The sequence below is a fragment of the Streptomyces sp. NPDC093109 genome (genome assembly GCF_040701725.1).
Lineage (GTDB): Bacteria > Actinomycetota > Actinomycetes > Streptomycetales > Streptomycetaceae > Streptomyces.
On sequence record NZ_JBFBEZ010000035.1, the window covers coordinates 21,841 to 39,914 of the forward strand.

Here is an 18,074-nt window from a genome sequence, read left to right on the forward strand (position 1 = left end):
GGCCCCGAGCCCCGGAGTCCGCGTCGTGCGCATCGACCTGCACACCCACTCCACGGCCTCGGACGGTACGGACACCCCCACCGAGCTGATCCGCAACGCCGTCGCCGCCGGGCTGGACGTCATCGCGCTGACGGACCACGACTCCACCCGCGGCCACGCCGAGGCGATCGCCGCGCTCGCCGGCCTCGGCGACACCGGCCGCCCGCTCACCTTCGTACCCGGCGCCGAACTCTCCTGCCGGCTCGACGGCATCGGCCTGCATCTGCTCGCGTACCTCTTCGACGCCACCGAGCCGGAGTTCCTCGCCGCGCGCGAGCTGGTACGGGACGACCGCGTGCCGCGCGCGCGGGCGATGGTCGGCAAGCTCCAGGAGATGGGCGTGCCGGTCACCTGGGAGCAGGTGGCCCGGATCGCGGGCGACGCCTCCCTCGGACGCCCGCACATCGCCACCGCCCTCGTCGAACTCGGCGTCGTCAAGACGGTCTCCGACGCCTTCACGCCCCAGTGGCTCGCCGACGGCGGCCTCGCGTACGCCCCGAAGTACGAGCTGGACCCGGTCGAGGCGATCCGGCTGGTCAAGGCCGCGGGCGGCGTCACCGTCTTCGCCCACCCCCAGGCCGTCAAGCGCGGCCGGACCGTGCCCGAGTCCGCCCTCGCGAAGCTCGCCGGCGCCGGACTCGACGGCATCGAGGTCGACCACATGGACCACGACGGCCCCACCCGCGCCCGGCTGCGCGCGCTGGCCGCCGAACTCGGGCTGCTGACCACCGGATCCAGCGACTACCACGGCAGCCGCAAGACCGTGGAGCTGGGCGCGTTCACCACCGATCCCGAGATCTACGGCGAGATCACCCGGCGCTCCTCGGGCGCGTTCCCGGTGCCGGGCGCGGGCGGACGCGCGTAACAGAAGGTATCGGCGCGTCACAGCGCCGAGCGCGCCCCTCTTTCCTCCCTCCCTTTCCACTCCCTTTTCACGCGATTTCTTTCGCTCTTCTCTCGCAAGGCCCATACCTGTGTTCGACTTTGCCGTTTTCGGATCCCTTTTCCTCACGCTTTTCGTGATCATGGATCCGCCCGGGATCACCCCGATCTTTCTCGCGCTCACCTCCGGCCGCCCCGTCAAGGTCCAGCGCGCCATGGCCTGGCAGGCGGTGGCCGTCGCCTTCGGGGTCATCGCCGTCTTCGGGCTGCTCGGCCAGCAGATCCTCGACTACCTGCACGTCTCCGTACCGGCCCTGATGATCGCCGGCGGACTGCTCCTGCTGCTGATCGCGCTGGATCTGCTCACCGGCAAGACGGACGAGCCCCAGCAGACCAAGGACGTCAACGTGGCGCTCGTCCCGCTGGGCATGCCCCTGCTGGCCGGTCCCGGCGCGATCGTCTCCGTCATCCTCGCCGTACGGCACGCCGACGGCGCCACGGGCCAGCTCTCCGTCTGGGCGGCGATCCTGGCCATGCACGTCGTGCTCTGGCTGACGATGCGCTACTCGCTGGTGATCATCCGGGTCATCAAGGACGGCGGCGTGGTGCTGGTGACCCGGCTCGCCGGGATGATGCTCTCGGCCATCGCCGTGCAGCAGATCATCAACGGGATCACCCAGGTGATCCGGGCGGGCTGAACAGGCGCTGAACGGGCCGCCGCCGAACAGGCAGCGCCCCCGTACGAAAGAATCCGTACAGGGGCGCTTCGTCGGTCGTACGCAGAGTGATGAACAGTGAGGGGTGCCGAGTACGGTGTTACGAGGCCGGGGATTCGGCCGGGCGGATATAGATGCGCTGGCCCATCGCGGCGGCCTGCTGCACGATCCGGTTGACGGAGGCGGCGTCCACGACGGTGCTGTCCACGGCTGATCCGTCGACGTCATCGAGGCGCATGATTTCGAAGCGCAAGGCTTCTCCCTTCGTCTGATCCTCCTGCTGGAGAACTGATGGACGGGTGACGGAGGATTCCGTCGTTGCCTACATAGGTGTGCAACGGGTTGCCCTCTGCAAACATTCCCTACGCTAAGGAAAAGTTTCGGATGGCTAACTACTGGCGGATCCGGGTGTGCGACGGGTGTCGTCCACGGAGAATGGACGGCGTATGAACGAGGCAGAGATCCACCCACAGGACACCCCGGACGACATCCGGGACATCACCGAGATCGCCGCGCGGCTGGAGCGCACCAACGAGCTGCTTCAGCGCATGCTCGCCGAGGTCGCCAAGACCCCGTCCACGCATGCCATCTTCGTCGACGCCGGTTACGTCTATGCTGCGGCCGGGTTGCTGGTAGCGGGCACCGAGGACCGGCGCTCCTTCGACCTGGACGCCGAAGGCCTGATCGAGGCATTCATCGACAAGGCCCGGATCATCTTCGCCGACAGCAGACTGCTCCGCGTCTACTGGTACGACGGCGCCAGACGCCGGATCCACACCTCCGAGCAGCAGTCCATCGCCGAGCTGCCGGACGTGAAGGTCAGGCTCGGCAACCTCAACGCCAACAACCAGCAGAAGGGCGTCGACTCCCTGATCCGCACGGATCTGGAGTCGCTCGCCCGGCACCGCGCCATCAGCGACGCGGCGCTCGTCGGCGGCGACGAGGACCTGGTGTCCGCCGTCGAGGCCGCGCAGGGGTACGGCGCCCGGGTGCACCTCTGGGGCATCGAGGCGGGCGAGGGGCGCAACCAGGCGGAACCGCTGCTGTGGGAGGTCGACAGCCAGCGCACCTTCGACCTGGAGTTCTGCAAGCCGTACGTCACCCGGCGCCCCGTCACCACGTACGAGCACGAGGGCGACCCGCCGCCCTCCCGCGACCAGGTCCGCTTCATCGGCGCGCAGATCGCCGCGACCTGGCTGGTGGAGCGGGGCCGCGAGGCCGTGGCGGAGCTGCTGCCGGGCCACCCGTATCTGCCGGGCCCGGTGGACCAGGATCTGCTGATCGAGGCGGAGAAGCTCCTCCAGCGGTCCCTGCGGGGCCACGCGGTGCTGCGCCGGGCGCTGCGGGACGGCTTCTGGCAGCACGTGCAGTCCCAGTTCTAGGGCGTGTTTAGAAAGTAGCGCCGTCCGCCCGTAGGGCGGGCCTGGCGGCGTCTGGTGCGTGCGATCGCAAGGCGGAGGGTCGCCCCAGTACTGGACGTACTGGGGTGATCCCGACAACGCGGCGAGCGTGCGTGCCAGGCGTCGCCAGGCAGGCGGGACTTTCTAAACACGCCCTAGCCCTCGCTGTCGCCGTTCCGGCCCGCGGTGTCGCCGTTGTGGCTCTCGCTCCAGTCCCCGTGCGGGTCGTCCCAGAACTCCGTCAGCGCGGCGGCCGTCTCCTGCGGGCGGTCGGTGTTGGGGGAGTGCCGCGCGCCCGCGATCCGAGTCCGGCGCGCCCCGAGCCGCTCGGCCATCGCGTCGAACTGCTCCACGGGCCAGGTGTCGTCGTGCTCGCCGGAGATCACGTGCAGCGGCAGCCGCCGCACGGCGGCCAGCTCGGCCACCCGGTCGGGCTCCTCGCTCAGCTGCCGGCCGGTCACGATCAGCTGGGCCGGCCGGGTGCGCAGCCAGCGCGTGCGCAGCTCGTCGCCGTCGACGGGCGTCTCCTCCGGAGGATCCATCGCGCGCATGGCCTCCCAGACCTGCTCCATGGTCATGCCGCCGGCGAGCGCGTCGCGCAGCAGCGCCAGCCGCTCCCGCTGGGAGTGCGAGACCCGCGCGGGCCCCGAGGACATCAGCGTCAGCGTGGTGAACGGGCTCCGGTCGAGCAGGACGGCGGCGCGGGCGATCTGCCCGCCCAGCGAGTGCCCGAGAAGGTGCACCGGGCCCCCGACCGCCTCGGCCTGCGCCAGTACGTCGGCGGCCAACTCGCCCTGGGCGTAAGCCTCTTCGGTGTCAGGACCGGCTGTCTCGTACTGTCCGCGGCCATCCACCGCGACGGCTCGGTAGCCCGCTTTCGCGAGCGGTTCGAGCAGCGCGATGAAGTCCTCCTTGCTCCCGGTGAACCCGGGCAGCAGCAGTACGGTCCCCAGCGGCTCGCCGGAGGGCCGGCCATCGAGGACGGCGAACCGGCCGCGGCGGGTCGGGAGCGTGTGCGCGGTGGCGCAGGGGGGCGGGGTGAAGGTGGGCGGCCTGCTCATGCGACGAGGCTATCCGCGTACATGACGGCCGCGCGTCCGGGGCCGGTGCCCGGGGGACCCGGGCCGTACGTACGCCGATGGCCCGGCACCCCGTTGTAACGGGGGTGGCGGGCCATCGGGCGTGTTCGGGCTGGTGGTGCGGGGTCGTGCGGGTCGTGCCGTCGGTCAGTCCTCGGACGCGACCTTGGCCGTACGGGTGCGGCGGCGCGGGGCCGGAGCGGCCTCGGCCTCCGCCTCGGCGGCCTGGGGGGCAGCCGTCTCGGCCTTCGGCTTCGCGACGCGGGTGCGGCGGCGGGGCTTGGCCTCGGCGACGGGCGCCTCGGCGGTCTCCACCGGCTCGGCCGCCTCGACCGCTTCGGCCTTGGGCTTGGTGACCCGGGTACGGCGGCGGGGCTTGGTCTCGGCGGCCGGGGCCCCCGGGGTCTCCGCCACCGGGGTCACCGGTGCCTCGACGACGGCGGCCGTCTCGACGCTCTCGGCCACCGTCCCGGTCTCGGTCTCGGCCACGGGCTTCACGGCCCGCGTCCGGCGGCGACGCGGCTTGGCAGCCGCCTCGGCCTCCGGCTCCGCGACGACGGGAGTCACCGCGGGCGCCGTTACGGGCGCGACCACGGCGGCCTCCGCCACCGGCTCGGCGGCGACACGGGTGCGCCGGCGGCGGCGCGGGGTGCGCGCTTCGGCCGGGGACCGCTCCGGGGCGATGTCCATCGGGACGGCCGTCTGGAACTGCGGCTCGGGCTCCGCGACGCGGGGTGCCAGCGGCGGCAGGGACGCCACCGACGGCACGGACGCTGCGGACGCGGGTGCCGCGTCCGGCGCGTTGCTTCCGCCACGCGTACGGCGCCGCTGGCGCGGGGTGCGCGGCGGGCGCTCCTCGCGTACCGCCGGAGCGGGCGCCGCGGCGGCGGACCTGCGACCGCGCCCGCCCGTCTCGCCGAGGTCCTCGACCTGCTCCGCCGACAGCCCCGCGCGTGTGCGCTCGGCACGCGGCAGGACGCCCTTGGTGCCGGCCGGGATGTTCAGCTCCTCGAAGAGGTGCGGGGACGTGGAGTACGTCTCCGGCGGGTCGGGGAAGCCGAGGTCCAGCGCCTTGTTGATCAGCTGCCAGCGCGGGATGTCGTCCCAGTCGACCAGCGTGACCGCCGTACCGGACGCGCCGGCCCGGCCAGTACGGCCGATGCGGTGGAGGTAGGTCTTCTCCTCCTCGGGCGACTGGTAGTTGATGACGTGCGTCACACCTTCGACGTCGATACCGCGCGCGGCGACGTCCGTGCAGACCAGCACGTCCACCTTGCCGTTGCGGAAGGCGCGCAGCGCCTGCTCGCGGGCGCCCTGGCCCAGGTCGCCGTGGACCGCGCCGGAGGCGAAGCCGCGCTGGGCGAGCTGGTCGGCGATGTCGGCGGCCGTCCGCTTCGTACGGCAGAAGATCATCGCGAGTCCGCGGCCCTCGGCCTGGAGGATGCGCGCGACCAGCTCGGGCTTGTCCATCGAGTGCGCCCGGTAGATCCGCTGCGTGGTGTTCGCGACGGTCGCGCCCTCGTCGTCGGGCGAGGTGGCGCTGATGTGCGTGGGCTGCGACATGTAGCGGCGGGCGAGGCCGATGACCGCGCCCGGCATGGTCGCGGAGAACAGCATCGTCTGGCGCTTGGGCGGCAGCAGCTGGATGATCCGCTCGACATCGGGCAGGAAGCCCAGGTCGAGCATCTCGTCGGCCTCGTCGAGCACGAGCCCGCGCACATGCGACAGGTCGAGCTTCTTCTGGCCCGCCAGGTCGAGCAGCCGGCCCGGGGTGCCGACGATCACGTCGACGCCCTTCTTGAGCGCCTCGACCTGCGGCTCGTAGGCCCGGCCGCCGTAGATGGCGAGCACGCGTACGTTGCGCACCTTGCCAGCCGTCAGCAGGTCGTTGGTGACCTGCTGGCAGAGCTCGCGGGTCGGTACGACCACCAGGGCCTGCGGAGCGTTGGTGAGCTCCTCGGGCCCGGCGCGGCCGGCCTCGACGTCGGCGGGGACGGTGACGCGTTCGAGCAGCGGCAGGCCGAAGCCGAGCGTCTTGCCCGTGCCGGTCTTGGCCTGGCCGATGACGTCCTTGCCGGACAGAGCGACCGGGAGGGTCATCTCCTGGATGGGGAACGGGGAGAGGATGCCGACGGCTTCAAGCGCCTCGGCGGTCTCGGGAAGGATTCCGAGTTCTCGGAAAGTCGTAGTCAGGGTGCTGCCTCTTCTGTGAGACGCGACGCGAGGCGAACGCTGGGGGTCGTACCGCGCCTGGGTACTGGCCGGCCATGGATTGGCCGGATGGCGTGGGACCACTGCCGTCGCTCAAGCGCTCGTGCCGCTGAGGGGGCCCCTCATCTGCGAGTCGTGCGCAGCTGTGCGCACGGTCCCGCACGGAGGGCGGTCGGGGTCGGAGCCGATCGGGCCACCGACCGGGCATCCTCTGGGGCCTGTACGGAAGGAAGGACTTCCGTACGAAAGCTGTCTAACACTGTGAAACACATGCTGTCACACATGCGATGGCCCGCCGAAAAGTCGGCAGGCGCATTATCACTGTACCCCGGATTCGCGCATGTGTGTTGGGCGAATTCGTCGGAACGGTGGGACAGCGGGGTCTGACCAGCCCCTTACACGGTGCGCGGAGCGGGCTATTGTGCGCTTCATGGAGACGCCCGACACGCCCGACCAGCCCACCGAGCCCGCCGCCGTCGTCGAGGACGCGACCGAGGACGCGGCCGAGCAGCCCACCGGAATCGCCGCCCAGGACTGGGCCACGGCCTCGGCCGAGCCGCAGTACCGCGCCGCCGTCGTGGATCTGCTGGGAGTCCTCGCCTACGGCGAGCTGGCGGCCTTCGAGCGGCTCGCCGACGACGCCAAGCTCGCGCCGACCCTGGGGGACAAGGCCGCGCTGGCGAAGATGGCCGCCGCCGAGTTCCACCACTTCGAGCGGCTCACCGACCGGCTGCGCGCGATCGACACCGAGCCGACCGGCGCGATGGAGCCGTTCGCCAAGGCGCTGGACGACTTCCACCGGCTGACCGCACCGTCCGACTGGCTGGAGGGCCTGGTCAAGGCGTATGTCGGCGACTCGATCGCCAGCGACTTCTACCGCGAGGTCGCCGCCCGGCTCGACAGCGACACCCGCGCGCTGGTGCTGGGCGTGCTGGACGACACCGGCCACGGCAACTTCGCCGTCGAGAAGGTACGCGCCGCGATCGAGGCCGAGCCGCGCGTCGGCGGCCGGCTCGCGCTGTGGGCGCGCCGGCTGATGGGCGAGGCGCTCTCGCAGGCGCAGCGCGTGGTGGCAGACCGGGACGCGCTCTCCACGATGCTGGTGGGCGGGGTGGCCGACGGCTTCGACCTCGCGGAGGTCGGCCGGATGTTCTCCCGGATCACCGAGGCGCACACCAAGCGCATGGCCGCGCTCGGACTGGCCGCCTGACCCGCGCGGATACGAGAACGGGTACGGCGCGGACCGTACCCGTACGTACCGAAGCCGCACGGGATCCCCGCCGCACGCCGTCCCCCGTGTACGACGCCCGCTACACGACGCTCCGGGACGGCACGGTCCGGCCGATCCGGTGTCCCGACGGGCGGATCAGCAGTGAGAGCAGCACCGCTCCCACCAGCAGGGCGCCCGCGAAGGGCGCGTAGGCGTGGCCGGGGCCGAGCGCCGTATGGGTCAGATAGAGGCCGAAGAGCGCGCCGAGCGGCCCCGCGACGTACACCGTCCGCTGCGCCGGAAGCCGGTGGGAGAACCGGTGGACCGCCGCCCACGAGAGACCGAGTCCGAGCAGGACCGATCCGAGGACTTCCAGGATCACTGCTGATCACCTCACGCACGCCGGGAGTGGACTTGCGGTCCGGACCTTGCGGCCCAGCACGTCACTACCCGGAGTACCCGGAGCGCAACCCTTTCCGGCCTCCCTCCGGACCGCGCCGGACCAGCGGAGACGGCGGAGACAGGGCTGAGACAGCGGAGACGGGGCGGAGACAGCACGAAGGCCCGGCGGGACATCCCACCGGGCCTTCGCCCTGTTCAGGTGACGACAGCGTTACAGCGCGCCGAAACCGACCCGTCGCGCCGTAGGCTCACCGATTTCCACGTACGCGATCCGCTCGGCCGGTACGAGCACCTTGCGCCCCTTGTCGTCCGTGAGGCTGAGCAGCTGCGCCTTGCCGGCCAGCGCGTCGGCCACGGCTCGCTCGACGTCCTGGGCGGACTGCCCGCTCTCCAGAACGATCTCGCGGGGCGTGTGCTGCACGCCGATCTTGACCTCCACGGCTATGTCCCTCCGAACGGTCTGCGTTGCGCGATCAGCCGCGCCGTACTTCGCACACATTAGCCCGGTGAGACCACCGGGAAGACGCCCCGGGGCACGCCCGCAGCGAACAGAGCCGGTACCGGCCCGTTCAGTGCGCCTCCGCGTCGTGCAGCGGGAAGCCGGCGATACCGCGCCAGGCGAGCGACGTGAGCAGCCGGACGGCCTGCTCGCGGGGGATCGTGGAGGAGCTGGAGAGCCAGTAGCGGGCCACCACCTGGGAGACCCCGCCGAGGCCCACGGCCAGCAGCATGGACTCCTCCCTGGAGAGGCCGGTGTCCTCGGCGATCACCTCGGAGATGGCCTCCGCGCACTGGAGGGCGACCCGGTCGACGCGCTCGCGCACCTCCGGCTCGTTCGTCAGGTCCGACTCGAAGACCAGCCGGAACGCGCCCCCCTCGTCCTCGACATAGGCGAAGTACGCGTCCATGGACGCCTCGACACGCAGCTTGTTGTCCGTGGTGGACGCGAGCGCCGTGCGGACGGCCTGGAGGAGCGCCTCGCAGTGCTGGTCGAGCAGCGCCAGATACAGCTCCAGCTTCCCGGGGAAGTGCTGGTACAGGACCGGCTTGCTGACACCGGCCCGCTCGGCGATGTCGTCCATCGCGGCCGCGTGGTAACCCTGCGCGACGAAAACTTCCTGTGCCGCACCCAGCAACTGATTGCGTCGGGCGCGGCGCGGCAGGCGGGTACCTCTCGGGCGTGCCGCCTCGGTCTGCTCTATGGCTGTCACGCCGCCTCCCAAATCGTTCCGTGCGCGCGATGCGCCGCTCCGCCATCGTACTTTTGGGTAACGGGGCGGTGCTCCGTGCGGACGCAGAATTTCATGGAGCCCCCCGTTTCCGGAAGCTCAGCCCAAAGCTCGGGACCGGGGAGCGGCCGGGGACCGGCCCTGGACCTCCCGGACCTCCTCCCGGACCGCCCCGGACCTGTCCGGCTACGGGCGGTAGTCGTCCTCGTCGCCGTCCACGGCCCGCGCTTGCTCGGCGGCGTCCCCCTCGCTCGCCGTGTCCGGGTCGATATGGGTCAGCGGTTCGTCGCCGCGGTGCCGTACCTCCCGCTGCTGCTCCGCCGCGTCGGCCTCGGGGACCTCGTCGTCCAGCTCGCCGTCCTCACCGTTCGTCTCGAAGGTGTCGGGGTCTGTGGGATCGACCGACATAACGCCCCCTTCCTCTCCCCTACGAGCCTAGGAGCCACGGGGGCGAGGCGCCATGTGGCCTGTGACGGCGAACACACGGACCGGGGCGTGATCGTCTCGTAACATTGCCCGCATGTCGTCGACCGAACTGCCGGACGCCGTCGCCGCGGCGGTGGTGCCGAAGGTGAGTCCCGTGCGGGCCGTGGAGGGCGAGCGGCTGCGCTCCGTCGAGCTGCCCGGGCTCACGCTGAACGTGCGGGCGCGGCCCGCGACCAGGGCCGGGGCGCCGCCCGCGCTGTACGTCCACGGGCTCGGCGGGTCCTCGCGCAACTGGTCGGCGCTGATGCCGCTGCTCGGTGACCTGGTCGACGGCGAGGCCCTCGATCTGCCCGGCTTCGGTGACTCGGCGCCGCCGCTCGACGGCGACTACTCCGTCGCCGGGCACGCGCGTGCCGTCGTCCGGCTGCTGGACGCGGGCGGACGCGGCCCCGTACATCTGTTCGGCAACTCGCTCGGTGGCGCCGTGGCGACCCAGGTCGCCGCCGCACGGCCCGATCTGGTGCGGACCCTGACCCTGGTCTCGCCGGCGCTGCCGGAGATCAGGGTGCAGCGCACGGCGCTGCCCACCGCGCTGATCGCGGTGCCCGGCCTGGCCGCGCTGTTCCTCAGGCTGACCAGGGACTGGACGGCGGAACAGCGGGCCCTGGGCGCGATGTCGGTCACCTACGGGAACCCCGCCTCGGTCACCGAGAGCGAGCTGCGCGACGCGGTGGCGGACCTGGAAAGGCGGCTTCAACTGCCGCATTTCTGGAAGGCGATGGCGGGCTCGGCGCGCGGTATCGTCAACGCGTACACGCTCGGCGGTCAACACGGTTTGTGGCGGCGGGCCGAGCGGGTGCTCGCGCCCACCCTGCTCGTCTACGGCGGGCGGGATCAGCTCGTTTCGTACCGTATGGCCCGAAGGGCGTCGGCGGCTTTCCGTGATTCCCGGCTCCTCACTCTTCCGGACGCGGGACATGTCGCCATGATGGAGTACCCGCGACAGGTCGCGCCGGCCTGCCGGGACTTCATCCATGAGTACGAATCCCGGCACGCGCGCGAAGACAACGAAGACGAAGACGGCAGGAGCTGATCCGGGGCGTGGGACGACACAGCCGCAGGGGTCCCGTACCCCAGGACGCCCCGCGCGGATACGACGGCGCCGAGGGCGCTGACGCGTACGGCACTCCGGCGCACGGCAGCCCGGTGTACGGCACTCCGGCGCACGGGACCCCGGCGTACGGCACCCCCGCGCACGGCACTCCGCTGTACGGCACCCCCGCGCACGGCGTGCCGCAGGTGCGCGGCGGCCACCCCGAACAGCGTGAGTCCGGGGGCGGTTGGGGCGGCGCGCCCGCCGCTTCCGCCTCCGCCGCGACCGCACCGGCCGCGCCGACCGGGCAGCGTTACGGCGACTGGCGCGGCGGCCCCCGTACCACCGCCGTGCGGGGAGCCGCGCCCGGTACGGCGGCGCGGCCGGCTCCTGCGGTCCCGGGACAGGCCCCCGCTCCGGCCTTCGCGCCCGCGCCCGCCCCTGAACCGGTGATACCCGCGCCCCGGCGCGAGTTCATCGACGCGTTCGACGGCTTCCAGGCGTTCGGCGCCCCGGCCGCCAGGACCGTCTCGCGTGAAGGCGCCGGTCCCGGAGTCCTCACCGGCGAGCCGGACACCGCGGGAGCGGGCGGCGGTACGGGCGGCGACGGCGCCGCCACCGGCCACCCGGGACCGGAAGGACCGGCCAAGGGCGGCAAGGGACGCGCCTTCACCGGGATCGCCGCCGCCGCGCTGACCACGGTCCTCGCGGTCGTCGTCGTCGGACAGGTCACGGGCGGCGGCTCGGACAAGTCAGGCGCCAGGGCCGCCGGGAGCCTCGACCGTACGGAGGGGAGCGACGACACCTCCCGCTCCGAGGGCCGGGCGACACCCGAGCAGTCACCCACGGCGCCGGCCGCCGCGCCGCCCGCCGCCACGTACGCGACGCTGATGACCCAGCAGTTCGCGCTCGACCCGAATCTGACGGCGACGGGCGAGTTCACCGCCGTACCCGGGCTGGCCAAGGCGCCCGGCAAGGGGAAGAAGATCCGCTACCGGGTCGATATCGAGAACGGACTCGGCCTCGACGGACAGCTGTTCGCCGATGCCGTCCAGAAGACCCTGAACGACAACCGGAGTTGGGCCCACAACGGCGGCATGACCTTCGAGCGGATCTCCAGCGGCCAGCCCGACTTCGTGATCACACTCGCCAGCCCGGGCACCACCGGCGTCTGGTGCGACAAGTCCGGTCTCGACACGACCGTCGACAACGTTTCCTGCGACTCCGCCGCCACCGACCGCGTCATGATCAACGCCTACCGCTGGGCGCAGGGCGCGAAGACCTTCGGCCCCAAGGCGATGCACGCCTACCGGCAGATGCTGATCAACCACGAGGTGGGGCACCGGCTCGGCCACAACCACGAGAGCTGCCGCACAGCCGGAGCGCTCGCACCGGTCATGCAGCAGCAGACGAAGACGCTGGAGATCGACGGCATCGCATGCCGGCCCAACCCCTGGGTATACCCCACGGCGTGACCAGGGCCGCCCCGACCGAGTTATGTCCGTATGGCGAGATCTCCATCTCACCCTGCGTTGACATCGAACGCCTGGTCGGTCATATTTCTCGACATGTCGTCCCCCCACGCCACCGTCTCCGGTCACGCCGCCATAGAGCTCACGCTCATCGGTGTGACGGCGCTGTGCGTGGCCGACATTCTCTGTCGCTGACACCTGCGACCCCCGCCCGAGCGCGCACCGGCCGGCCCTCCTCCGCCGCCACGCCGTTCCCCGCCCGGGCCCTCCTGACGTTCGTCCGCGGGTGCGGCGCGCCGGATCACAGCTCCCTTCTCCCGGCCGCTTCCGCCTGCGCGGACACCGGGCGCGGTCCCGCGACGCCGTCCCGACCCTCCCCGTACCGCCCGACCGCTGCCGCGCAGCCGCAGCCCACCGAGAGGCCCTCTCCGATGCGTCAACCGTCCGTCAAGTACCGCCGCGTGGCCGCGGCAGCCATCACCCTGGCCGTGGCGGCGGGCGCCGCCGCCTGCGGCCCCGATGACAACGCTGCCAAGAAGGCGGACGGCGCGTCCGACGGCAAGCCGCAGAAGGGCGGCACGCTCTCGGTGCTGAACACCGAGCCGCAGAGCACCTTCGACCCGGCGCGGCTCTACACCTCCGGCGGCGGCAACGTCCCCTCGCTGGTCTTCCGTACGCTCACTACCCGCAACCGGGCCAACGGCGCGGAGGGCACGAAGGTCGTCCCCGACCTCGCCACCGACACCGGCCGTCCCAACAAGGACGCGACCGAGTGGACGTACACGCTCAAGGACGGGCTGAAGTTCGAGGACGGCACCCCGATCACCACCGCCGACATCAAGTACGGTATCGAGCGCTCGTTCGCCGCCGAACTCTCCGGCGGCGCCCCCTACCTGCGGGACTGGCTGGTCGGCGGCGCCGACTACGAAGGCCCGTACAAGGACAAGAAGGGCCTCGCCTCGATCGAGACGCCCGACGCGAAGACGATCGTCTTCAAGCTCAACAAGCCCGAGGGCGACTTCCCCTTCGTGGCCACCCAGACGCAGTTCGCGCCGGTCCCCAAGGCCAAGGACACCGGCGCCAAGTACGCCGAGCACCCCGTCTCCTCCGGCCCGTACAAGGTCGTCTCGAACGAGGGCGACGGCCAGCACATGGTCCTGGAGCGCAACCCGCACTGGTCGGAGAAGCTCGACGACCAGCGCCACGCCTACCCGGACAAGATCGACGTCAAGGCCGGTCTCGACGCGGCGGTCATCAACCAGCGGCTCTCCACCAGCTCGGGCGCCGACGCCGCCGCAGTCACCACCGACACCAACCTCGGGCCCGCCGAACTCGCCGAGATCAGCGGCGACAAGGCGCTCGCCGCGCGGGTGGGCACCGGCCACTTCGGCTACACGAACTACCTGGCCTTCAACCCGAAGATCAAGCCGTTCGACAACGCCAAGGTGCGCGAGGCGATCTCGTACGCCATCAACCGCACCAGCGTCATCAACGCGGCCGGCGGCTCCGCGCTCGCCGAGCCCGCGACCACCTTCCTCCCGGAGCAGAAGGCGTTCGGCTACACGCCGTACGACGCCTTCCCGGCCGGGAAGACCGGCAACCCGGCCAAGGCCAAGGAGCTGCTCAAGGAGGCCGGCTACCCCAAGGGGCTGACGATCTCCCTCACCCACTCCACCGTCCAGAACCGGGAGACCAGCCCCGAGGTCGCCACCGCCGTGCAGGAGGCGCTCAAGCAGGCCGGGATCACGGTCAAGCTCGTCGGCCTCGACCAGAACGCGTTCAACCAGGCGCGCTGGGCCTACAAGGGCGGCCCCGGCTTCTTCCTCTCCCGCTGGGGCGCGGACTGGCCGTCCGGCGGTCCGTTCCTGGCCCCGATCTTCGACGGCCGGCAGATCGTCAAGGACGGCGCCAACTTCAACCACGCGCAGCTGAACGACCCGGCGGTCAACAAGGAGATCGACGAGATCAACAAGCTGACCGACCCGGCCGCCGCCGCCGAGCGCTGGGGCGCGCTGGACAAGAAGATCGGTGAGAAGGCGCTCGACGTGCCGCTCTTCCACCCGGTCTACAAGCGGCTGTACGGCAAGGACGTCAAGAACATCGTGATCAGCGACTGGACCGGCGTCCTCGACATCTCGCAGGTCTCGGTCAAGTGACCACCTCTCCTCCCGCACTTGACGCGCCCGGGGCGGCGGCCGGGACCCCGGTCCCCGCCGCCTCGGGCGCGCGTCAGGTCTGGCGGCGGCTGCGCGGACGCCCCTCGGCCCTGGTGGCCGGGGGCGTTCTCGTGCTGCTGACCGTGCTGGCGCTGGCCGCGCCGCTGCTCGCCGCGATCGAGGGCCAGGACCCGAACACGTACCACGACTCGCTGATCGACTCCGCGCGCGGCGGGGTGCCGATCGGCTCGTTCGGCGGGGTGAGCGGCGACCACTGGCTGGGCGTCGAACCGGGCACCGGACGCGATCTGTTCGTACGGCTGCTGTACGGCGCCCGGATCTCGCTGCTCGTCGCGGTCGGCGCGACCGTGGTGCAGGTGATCATCGGGGTCGCGGTCGGCCTCGCCGCCGGGCTCGGCAACCGGCTGCTCGACTCCTTCCTGAGCCGGGTCACCGATCTGATGGTCGCCCTGCCGATGCTCGTCCTCGCGATCGCCCTGACCGCCGTCGTCTCCGACAGCTTCCCGCGCCCGCTGCTGCTGATCCTGGTCATCGGACTGCTCAACTGGGGCGGTACGGCCCGGATCGTCCGGGCGCAGACCCTCACCCTCAAGAGCCTCGACTTCGTCGCCGCCGCCCGGCTCGGCGGCTCCGGACGGCTGCGGGTCGCGCGGCGCGAACTGCTGCCGTCGCTGGCCGCGCCCGTCATCACGTACGCGGCGATCCTCGTCCCGATGAACATCGTGAACGAGGCGTCGCTGTCGTTCCTCGGCATCGGGGTCAAGCCGCCGACGCCGTCCTGGGGACAGATGCTGTCGAACGCGCAGACCTGGTTCCGGGCCGACCCGATGTACGTCCTGCTGCCCGCGGGCGCGCTGTTCGTGACGGTGTTCGCGTTCACCGTGCTGGGCGACGCCGTACGGACCGCGCTCGACCCGCGCGAGGCCAGCCGGCTGCGCGTCGGCACGCGCGCCTCGCGCCTCTCGCGCGCCGCCCGTAAGGGACGTACCACCGCCAAGAACTCCGCTCCCGAGGAAACCGCCTCATGACGCGCTACCTGCTCAAACGGCTCGGCGGCGCGCTGCTCGTCCTGCTCGTGCTCTCCGTGGCGATCTACGCGCTCTTCTATCTGGCCCCCGGCGACCCCGCCCGGCTGGCCTGCGGCGACCGCTGCTCGACGGCGCAGGTCGACCAGGTGCGGGAGCGGCTCGGGCTCGGCGAACCGGTCCTCGCGCAGTACGCCCACTTCCTCCAGGGCATCTTCGTCGGCCGCGACTACTCGACCGGCACGGCGCTGCTGCACTGCGACGCGCCGTGCCTGGGCTTCTCGTACAAGAACGACCAGCAGGTCACCCAGCTGATCCTGGACCGCGCCCCGGCCACCCTCTCGCTCGCCGTCGGCGCCATGGCCGTCTGGCTGATCGTCGGGGTCGGCACCGGGCTGCTCTCGGCGCTGCGCCGGGGCGGGATCACCGAGCGCGTGCTGACCGTGATCACGCTGGCGGCGACCGGCACGCCCGTCTTCATCCTCGGGCTGCTGCTCCTGATGCTGGTCTGCGCGTACTTGCAGTGGCTGCCGTTCCCGTCGTACGTCGCGCTGACGGACGACCCCGAGCAGTGGGCGTGGAACATGCTGCTGCCCTGGCTGACCCTGGGCTTCTTCGAGAGCGCCAAATACGCGCGGTTGACGCGCAGTTCAACGCTGGAGACGCTGGCGGAGGACCATATCCGCACCTTCCGCGCGTACGGCGTCGGAGAGCGGGCGATCGTCGGGCGGCACGCGCTGCGCGGCGCCCTGCCGCCGGTGATCGCGCTCAACGCGAACGACTTCGGCACGGTGATGGGCGGGGCGGTGCTCACCGAGACGCTGTTCGGCATCCCGGGGATCGGCAAGACGCTGGTCGACGCGGTGCGGGTGGTCGATCTTCCGGTGGTGGTGGGCGTCGTACTGGTGACGGGCACGGTCGTCGTGCTGGCGAATGTGGTGGCCGACCTGCTCTACGCGGCGGCCGACCGAAGGGTGGCACTGCGATGACAGAGCTGACGGATCGCGCCGAGTGGCTGGTCGAGGTCGACGGCCTCACCGTCGACTTCACGGCCGGCTCCGGCGGCGCGGAGGACACCGTACGGGCCGTGGACGGGCTGTCCTTCACGCTCGCGCCCGGCCGCGCCATCGCCCTCGTCGGCGAGTCGGGCAGCGGCAAGAGCACCGTCGCGGGCGCCCTGCTCGGACTGCACCGGGGCACCGGCGCGCGGGTCGGCGGCAGCGTGCGCGTGGCCGGTACGGACGTGGGCGGCGCCACCGACCGCGAACTGCGCGCGCTGCGCGGCGCGGTGGCCGCGATGGTCTTCCAGGACCCGCTGTCGTCGCTCGACCCGTACTACGCGGTCGGCGACCAGATCGCCGAGGTCTACCGCGTCCACACGGACGCGGGCCGGCGGGCGGCACGCGCGCGTGCCGTCGAGGTGCTCGACCGGGTGGGGATCCCGGACGCGGCCCGCCGGGCGCGCTCCCGGCCGCACGAGTTCAGCGGCGGGATGCGCCAGCGCGCGCTGATCGCGATGGCGCTGGCCTGCGCACCGCGCCTGCTGATCGCGGACGAGCCCACCACGGCCCTCGACGTGACCGTGCAGGCCCAGATCCTCGATCTGCTCCACGAGCTGCGCCAGGAGACCGGCATGGGGCTGCTGCTGGTCACCCACGACGTGGGCGTCGCGGCGGAGAGCGTGGACGAGGTGCTGGTGATGCGGCACGGGCGGGAGGTCGAGAGCGGTCCTGTGGCCGAGGTGCTGGCCACCCCGCGCGACGCGTACACGCGCGCGCTGCTGGCGGCGGTGCCCCGGGTGGACGCGCCGCTGACCCGGACCGTACCGGCCGTTCCGGATGAGGCTCCCGCGGTCGCACCACTGATCGAAGCCGTCGACCTGCGGCGGGAGTTCCGGCGCGGGCGGGACACCGTCGCCGCCGTGGACGGGGTGTCGCTCACCGTCGCACCCGGGGAGACCCTCGGCATCGTCGGCGAGAGCGGCAGCGGCAAGACCACCCTGGGCCGGATGCTCGTACGGCTGCTCGACCCGAGCGCCGGCCGGCTGACGTACCGGGGCACGGAGATCGGCGCGGCCTCCGAGAAGGAGCTGCGGCCGTACCGCCGCGAGCTCCAGATGGTCTTCCAGGACCCGGTCTCCTCGCTCAACCCGCGCCGCTCGGTGGGCGAGTCCGTCGCCGATCCGCTGCGCGCCGCCGGGGTGCTGGACGAGAACGCGATCCACGCGCGCGTGCGGGAGCTGCTGGAGCGGGTCGGGCTCGATCCCGACCGCTACGACCGCTATCCGCACGAGTTCAGCGGGGGCCAGCGCCAGCGCGTCGGCATCGCCCGCGCGCTCGCCGCCGAGCCCCGGCTGATCGTCTGCGACGAGCCCGTCTCGGCGCTCGACGTGACCACCCAGGCCCAGGTCGTGGCGCTGCTCGCGGAGCTCCAGCGGGAGCTGGGTCTCGCACTGGTCTTCATCGCGCACGACCTCGCCGTCGTGCGCCAGGTCAGCGACCGCGTCGCGGTGATGCGGGCCGGCCGGATCGTCGAACAGGGCACGGTCGCCGAGGTGTACGGAGCGCCCGCCGACCCGTACACGCGGCAGCTGCTCGCGGCCGTACCGGTGCTCGATCCGGTGGCCGCGACGGCCCGGCGGGAGGCCCGCAGGGCGCTGCCCGGGGCCGTACCGGGGGCCGCCCGAGAAGTGGCCGTGGCCTGACGCTCCGTA

The 18,074-nt window shown here is 72.0% G+C and carries 18 protein-coding genes; 11 read left to right on the forward strand and 7 right to left on the reverse strand.

Translation table 11 applies throughout. The features are described 5' to 3' along the window. Window positions 1-25 precede the first annotated feature (25 nt). Both AB0389_RS28140 and AB0389_RS28145 read left to right on the forward strand, forming a co-directional pair. Entirely contained in the window at window positions 26-904 is an 879-nt protein-coding gene (locus AB0389_RS28140; protein WP_366398309.1) for a PHP domain-containing protein, read from the forward strand. A gap of 109 nt (window positions 905-1,013) precedes the next feature. Next, a complete protein-coding gene (locus AB0389_RS28145) occupies window positions 1,014-1,619 on the forward strand; it encodes a MarC family protein (protein WP_366398310.1) in 606 nt (201 codons plus the stop codon). Window positions 1,620-1,737: 118 nt separating this feature from the next. Here AB0389_RS28145 and AB0389_RS28150 read toward each other — a convergent pair whose 3' ends face one another. Then, window positions 1,738-1,890, reverse strand: a complete 153-nt coding sequence (locus AB0389_RS28150; protein ID WP_181957505.1) for a hypothetical protein — start codon at window positions 1,888-1,890, stop codon at window positions 1,738-1,740. Between the two features lie 193 nt (window positions 1,891-2,083). Between AB0389_RS28150 and AB0389_RS28155 the strand changes: the two genes are divergently transcribed. Continuing rightward, window positions 2,084-3,019, forward strand: a complete 936-nt coding sequence (locus AB0389_RS28155; RefSeq protein WP_366398311.1) for an NYN domain-containing protein — start codon at window positions 2,084-2,086, stop codon at window positions 3,017-3,019. A gap of 173 nt (window positions 3,020-3,192) precedes the next feature. Here the strand turns inward: AB0389_RS28155 and AB0389_RS28160 are convergent, their stop codons facing one another. Together AB0389_RS28160 and AB0389_RS28165 are read right to left on the reverse strand one after the other, a co-directional pair. Further along, window positions 3,193-4,098 (reverse strand): alpha/beta hydrolase, encoded by a 906-nt coding sequence (locus tag AB0389_RS28160; protein ID WP_366398312.1) that lies wholly within the window; start codon window positions 4,096-4,098, stop codon window positions 3,193-3,195. A gap of 165 nt (window positions 4,099-4,263) precedes the next feature. After that, the gene (locus tag AB0389_RS28165; protein WP_366398313.1) at window positions 4,264-6,216 is read right to left on the reverse strand and encodes a DEAD/DEAH box helicase; all 1,953 of its coding nucleotides are present in this window, start codon (window positions 6,214-6,216) and stop codon (window positions 4,264-4,266) included. A gap of 532 nt (window positions 6,217-6,748) precedes the next feature. Here AB0389_RS28165 and AB0389_RS28170 point away from each other — a divergent pair. Next, window positions 6,749-7,537, forward strand: a complete 789-nt coding sequence (locus AB0389_RS28170) for a ferritin-like fold-containing protein (protein ID WP_366398314.1) — start codon at window positions 6,749-6,751, stop codon at window positions 7,535-7,537. A gap of 100 nt (window positions 7,538-7,637) precedes the next feature. Here AB0389_RS28170 and AB0389_RS28175 read toward each other — a convergent pair whose 3' ends face one another. The 4 genes from AB0389_RS28175 to AB0389_RS28190 form a co-directional block, all read right to left on the reverse strand. After that, on the reverse strand, window positions 7,638-7,919 hold the full coding sequence (locus AB0389_RS28175) for a hypothetical protein (protein ID WP_366398315.1): 282 nt from the start codon (window positions 7,917-7,919) through the stop codon (window positions 7,638-7,640). Window positions 7,920-8,150: 231 nt separating this feature from the next. Then, window positions 8,151-8,378, reverse strand: coding sequence for a DUF3107 domain-containing protein (locus AB0389_RS28180; protein WP_162794024.1), 228 nt, complete (start codon window positions 8,376-8,378; stop codon window positions 8,151-8,153). A 130-nt stretch (window positions 8,379-8,508) separates the two neighbouring features. Beyond that, window positions 8,509-9,150: a TetR/AcrR family transcriptional regulator gene (locus tag AB0389_RS28185; protein WP_366398316.1), complete on the reverse strand. Its 642-nt coding sequence runs from the start codon at window positions 9,148-9,150 to the stop codon at window positions 8,509-8,511. Between the two features lie 204 nt (window positions 9,151-9,354). Further along, window positions 9,355-9,576, reverse strand: a complete 222-nt coding sequence (locus tag AB0389_RS28190) for a hypothetical protein (RefSeq protein ID WP_366398317.1) — start codon at window positions 9,574-9,576, stop codon at window positions 9,355-9,357. A 112-nt stretch (window positions 9,577-9,688) separates the two neighbouring features. Between AB0389_RS28190 and AB0389_RS28195 the strand changes: the two genes are divergently transcribed. The 7 genes from AB0389_RS28195 to AB0389_RS28225 all read left to right on the forward strand — a co-directional run bounded on the left by AB0389_RS28195 (window position 9,689) and on the right by AB0389_RS28225 (window position 18,065). Continuing rightward, a complete protein-coding gene (locus tag AB0389_RS28195) occupies window positions 9,689-10,687 on the forward strand; it encodes an alpha/beta hydrolase (protein ID WP_366398318.1) in 999 nt (332 codons plus the stop codon). Window positions 10,688-10,695: 8 nt separating this feature from the next. Continuing rightward, complete coding sequence (locus AB0389_RS28200; RefSeq protein ID WP_366398319.1) at window positions 10,696-12,162, forward strand: DUF3152 domain-containing protein; 1,467 nt, start codon at window positions 10,696-10,698, stop codon at window positions 12,160-12,162. Between the two features lie 93 nt (window positions 12,163-12,255). Then, the gene (locus AB0389_RS28205) at window positions 12,256-12,354 is read left to right on the forward strand and encodes an Ms4533A family Cys-rich leader peptide (protein WP_366398320.1); all 99 of its coding nucleotides are present in this window, start codon (window positions 12,256-12,258) and stop codon (window positions 12,352-12,354) included. Between the two features lie 236 nt (window positions 12,355-12,590). Next, window positions 12,591-14,315: an ABC transporter substrate-binding protein gene (locus AB0389_RS28210; RefSeq protein WP_366398321.1), complete on the forward strand. Its 1,725-nt coding sequence runs from the start codon at window positions 12,591-12,593 to the stop codon at window positions 14,313-14,315. Beyond that, window positions 14,312-15,364 carry an ABC transporter permease gene (locus tag AB0389_RS28215; protein WP_366398322.1) on the forward strand — a complete coding sequence of 351 codons (1,053 nt, stop codon included), beginning with the start codon at window positions 14,312-14,314 and terminating at the stop codon, window positions 15,362-15,364. Before AB0389_RS28210 ends, AB0389_RS28215 begins: the two co-directional genes overlap by 4 nt. Then, window positions 15,361-16,350 carry an ABC transporter permease gene (locus AB0389_RS28220; protein WP_366398323.1) on the forward strand — a complete coding sequence of 330 codons (990 nt, stop codon included), beginning with the start codon at window positions 15,361-15,363 and terminating at the stop codon, window positions 16,348-16,350. The genes AB0389_RS28215 and AB0389_RS28220 overlap by 4 nt, the downstream gene beginning before the upstream one ends. After that, entirely contained in the window at window positions 16,347-18,065 is a 1,719-nt protein-coding gene (locus AB0389_RS28225; RefSeq protein ID WP_366398324.1) for an ABC transporter ATP-binding protein, read from the forward strand. Before AB0389_RS28220 ends, AB0389_RS28225 begins: the two co-directional genes overlap by 4 nt. Window positions 18,066-18,074: the final 9 nt, after the last annotated feature.

Coding starts and splice junctions, on each gene's coding strand:
- AB0389_RS28165 (WP_366398313.1), bottom strand. CDS start 6,216: ATGACCCTCCCGGTCGCTCTGTCCGGCAAGGACGTCATCGGCCAGGCC.
- AB0389_RS28220 (WP_366398323.1), top strand. CDS start 15,361: ATGACGCGCTACCTGCTCAAACGGCTCGGCGGCGCGCTGCTCGTCCTG.
- AB0389_RS28225 (WP_366398324.1), top strand. CDS start 16,347: ATGACAGAGCTGACGGATCGCGCCGAGTGGCTGGTCGAGGTCGACGGC.
- AB0389_RS28210 (WP_366398321.1), top strand. CDS start 12,591: ATGCGTCAACCGTCCGTCAAGTACCGCCGCGTGGCCGCGGCAGCCATC.
- AB0389_RS28205 (WP_366398320.1), top strand. CDS start 12,256: ATGTCGTCCCCCCACGCCACCGTCTCCGGTCACGCCGCCATAGAGCTC.
- AB0389_RS28155 (WP_366398311.1), top strand. CDS start 2,084: ATGAACGAGGCAGAGATCCACCCACAGGACACCCCGGACGACATCCGG.
- AB0389_RS28190 (WP_366398317.1), bottom strand. CDS start 9,576: ATGTCGGTCGATCCCACAGACCCCGACACCTTCGAGACGAACGGTGAG.
- AB0389_RS28160 (WP_366398312.1), bottom strand. CDS start 4,098: ATGAGCAGGCCGCCCACCTTCACCCCGCCCCCCTGCGCCACCGCGCAC.
- AB0389_RS28195 (WP_366398318.1), top strand. CDS start 9,689: ATGTCGTCGACCGAACTGCCGGACGCCGTCGCCGCGGCGGTGGTGCCG.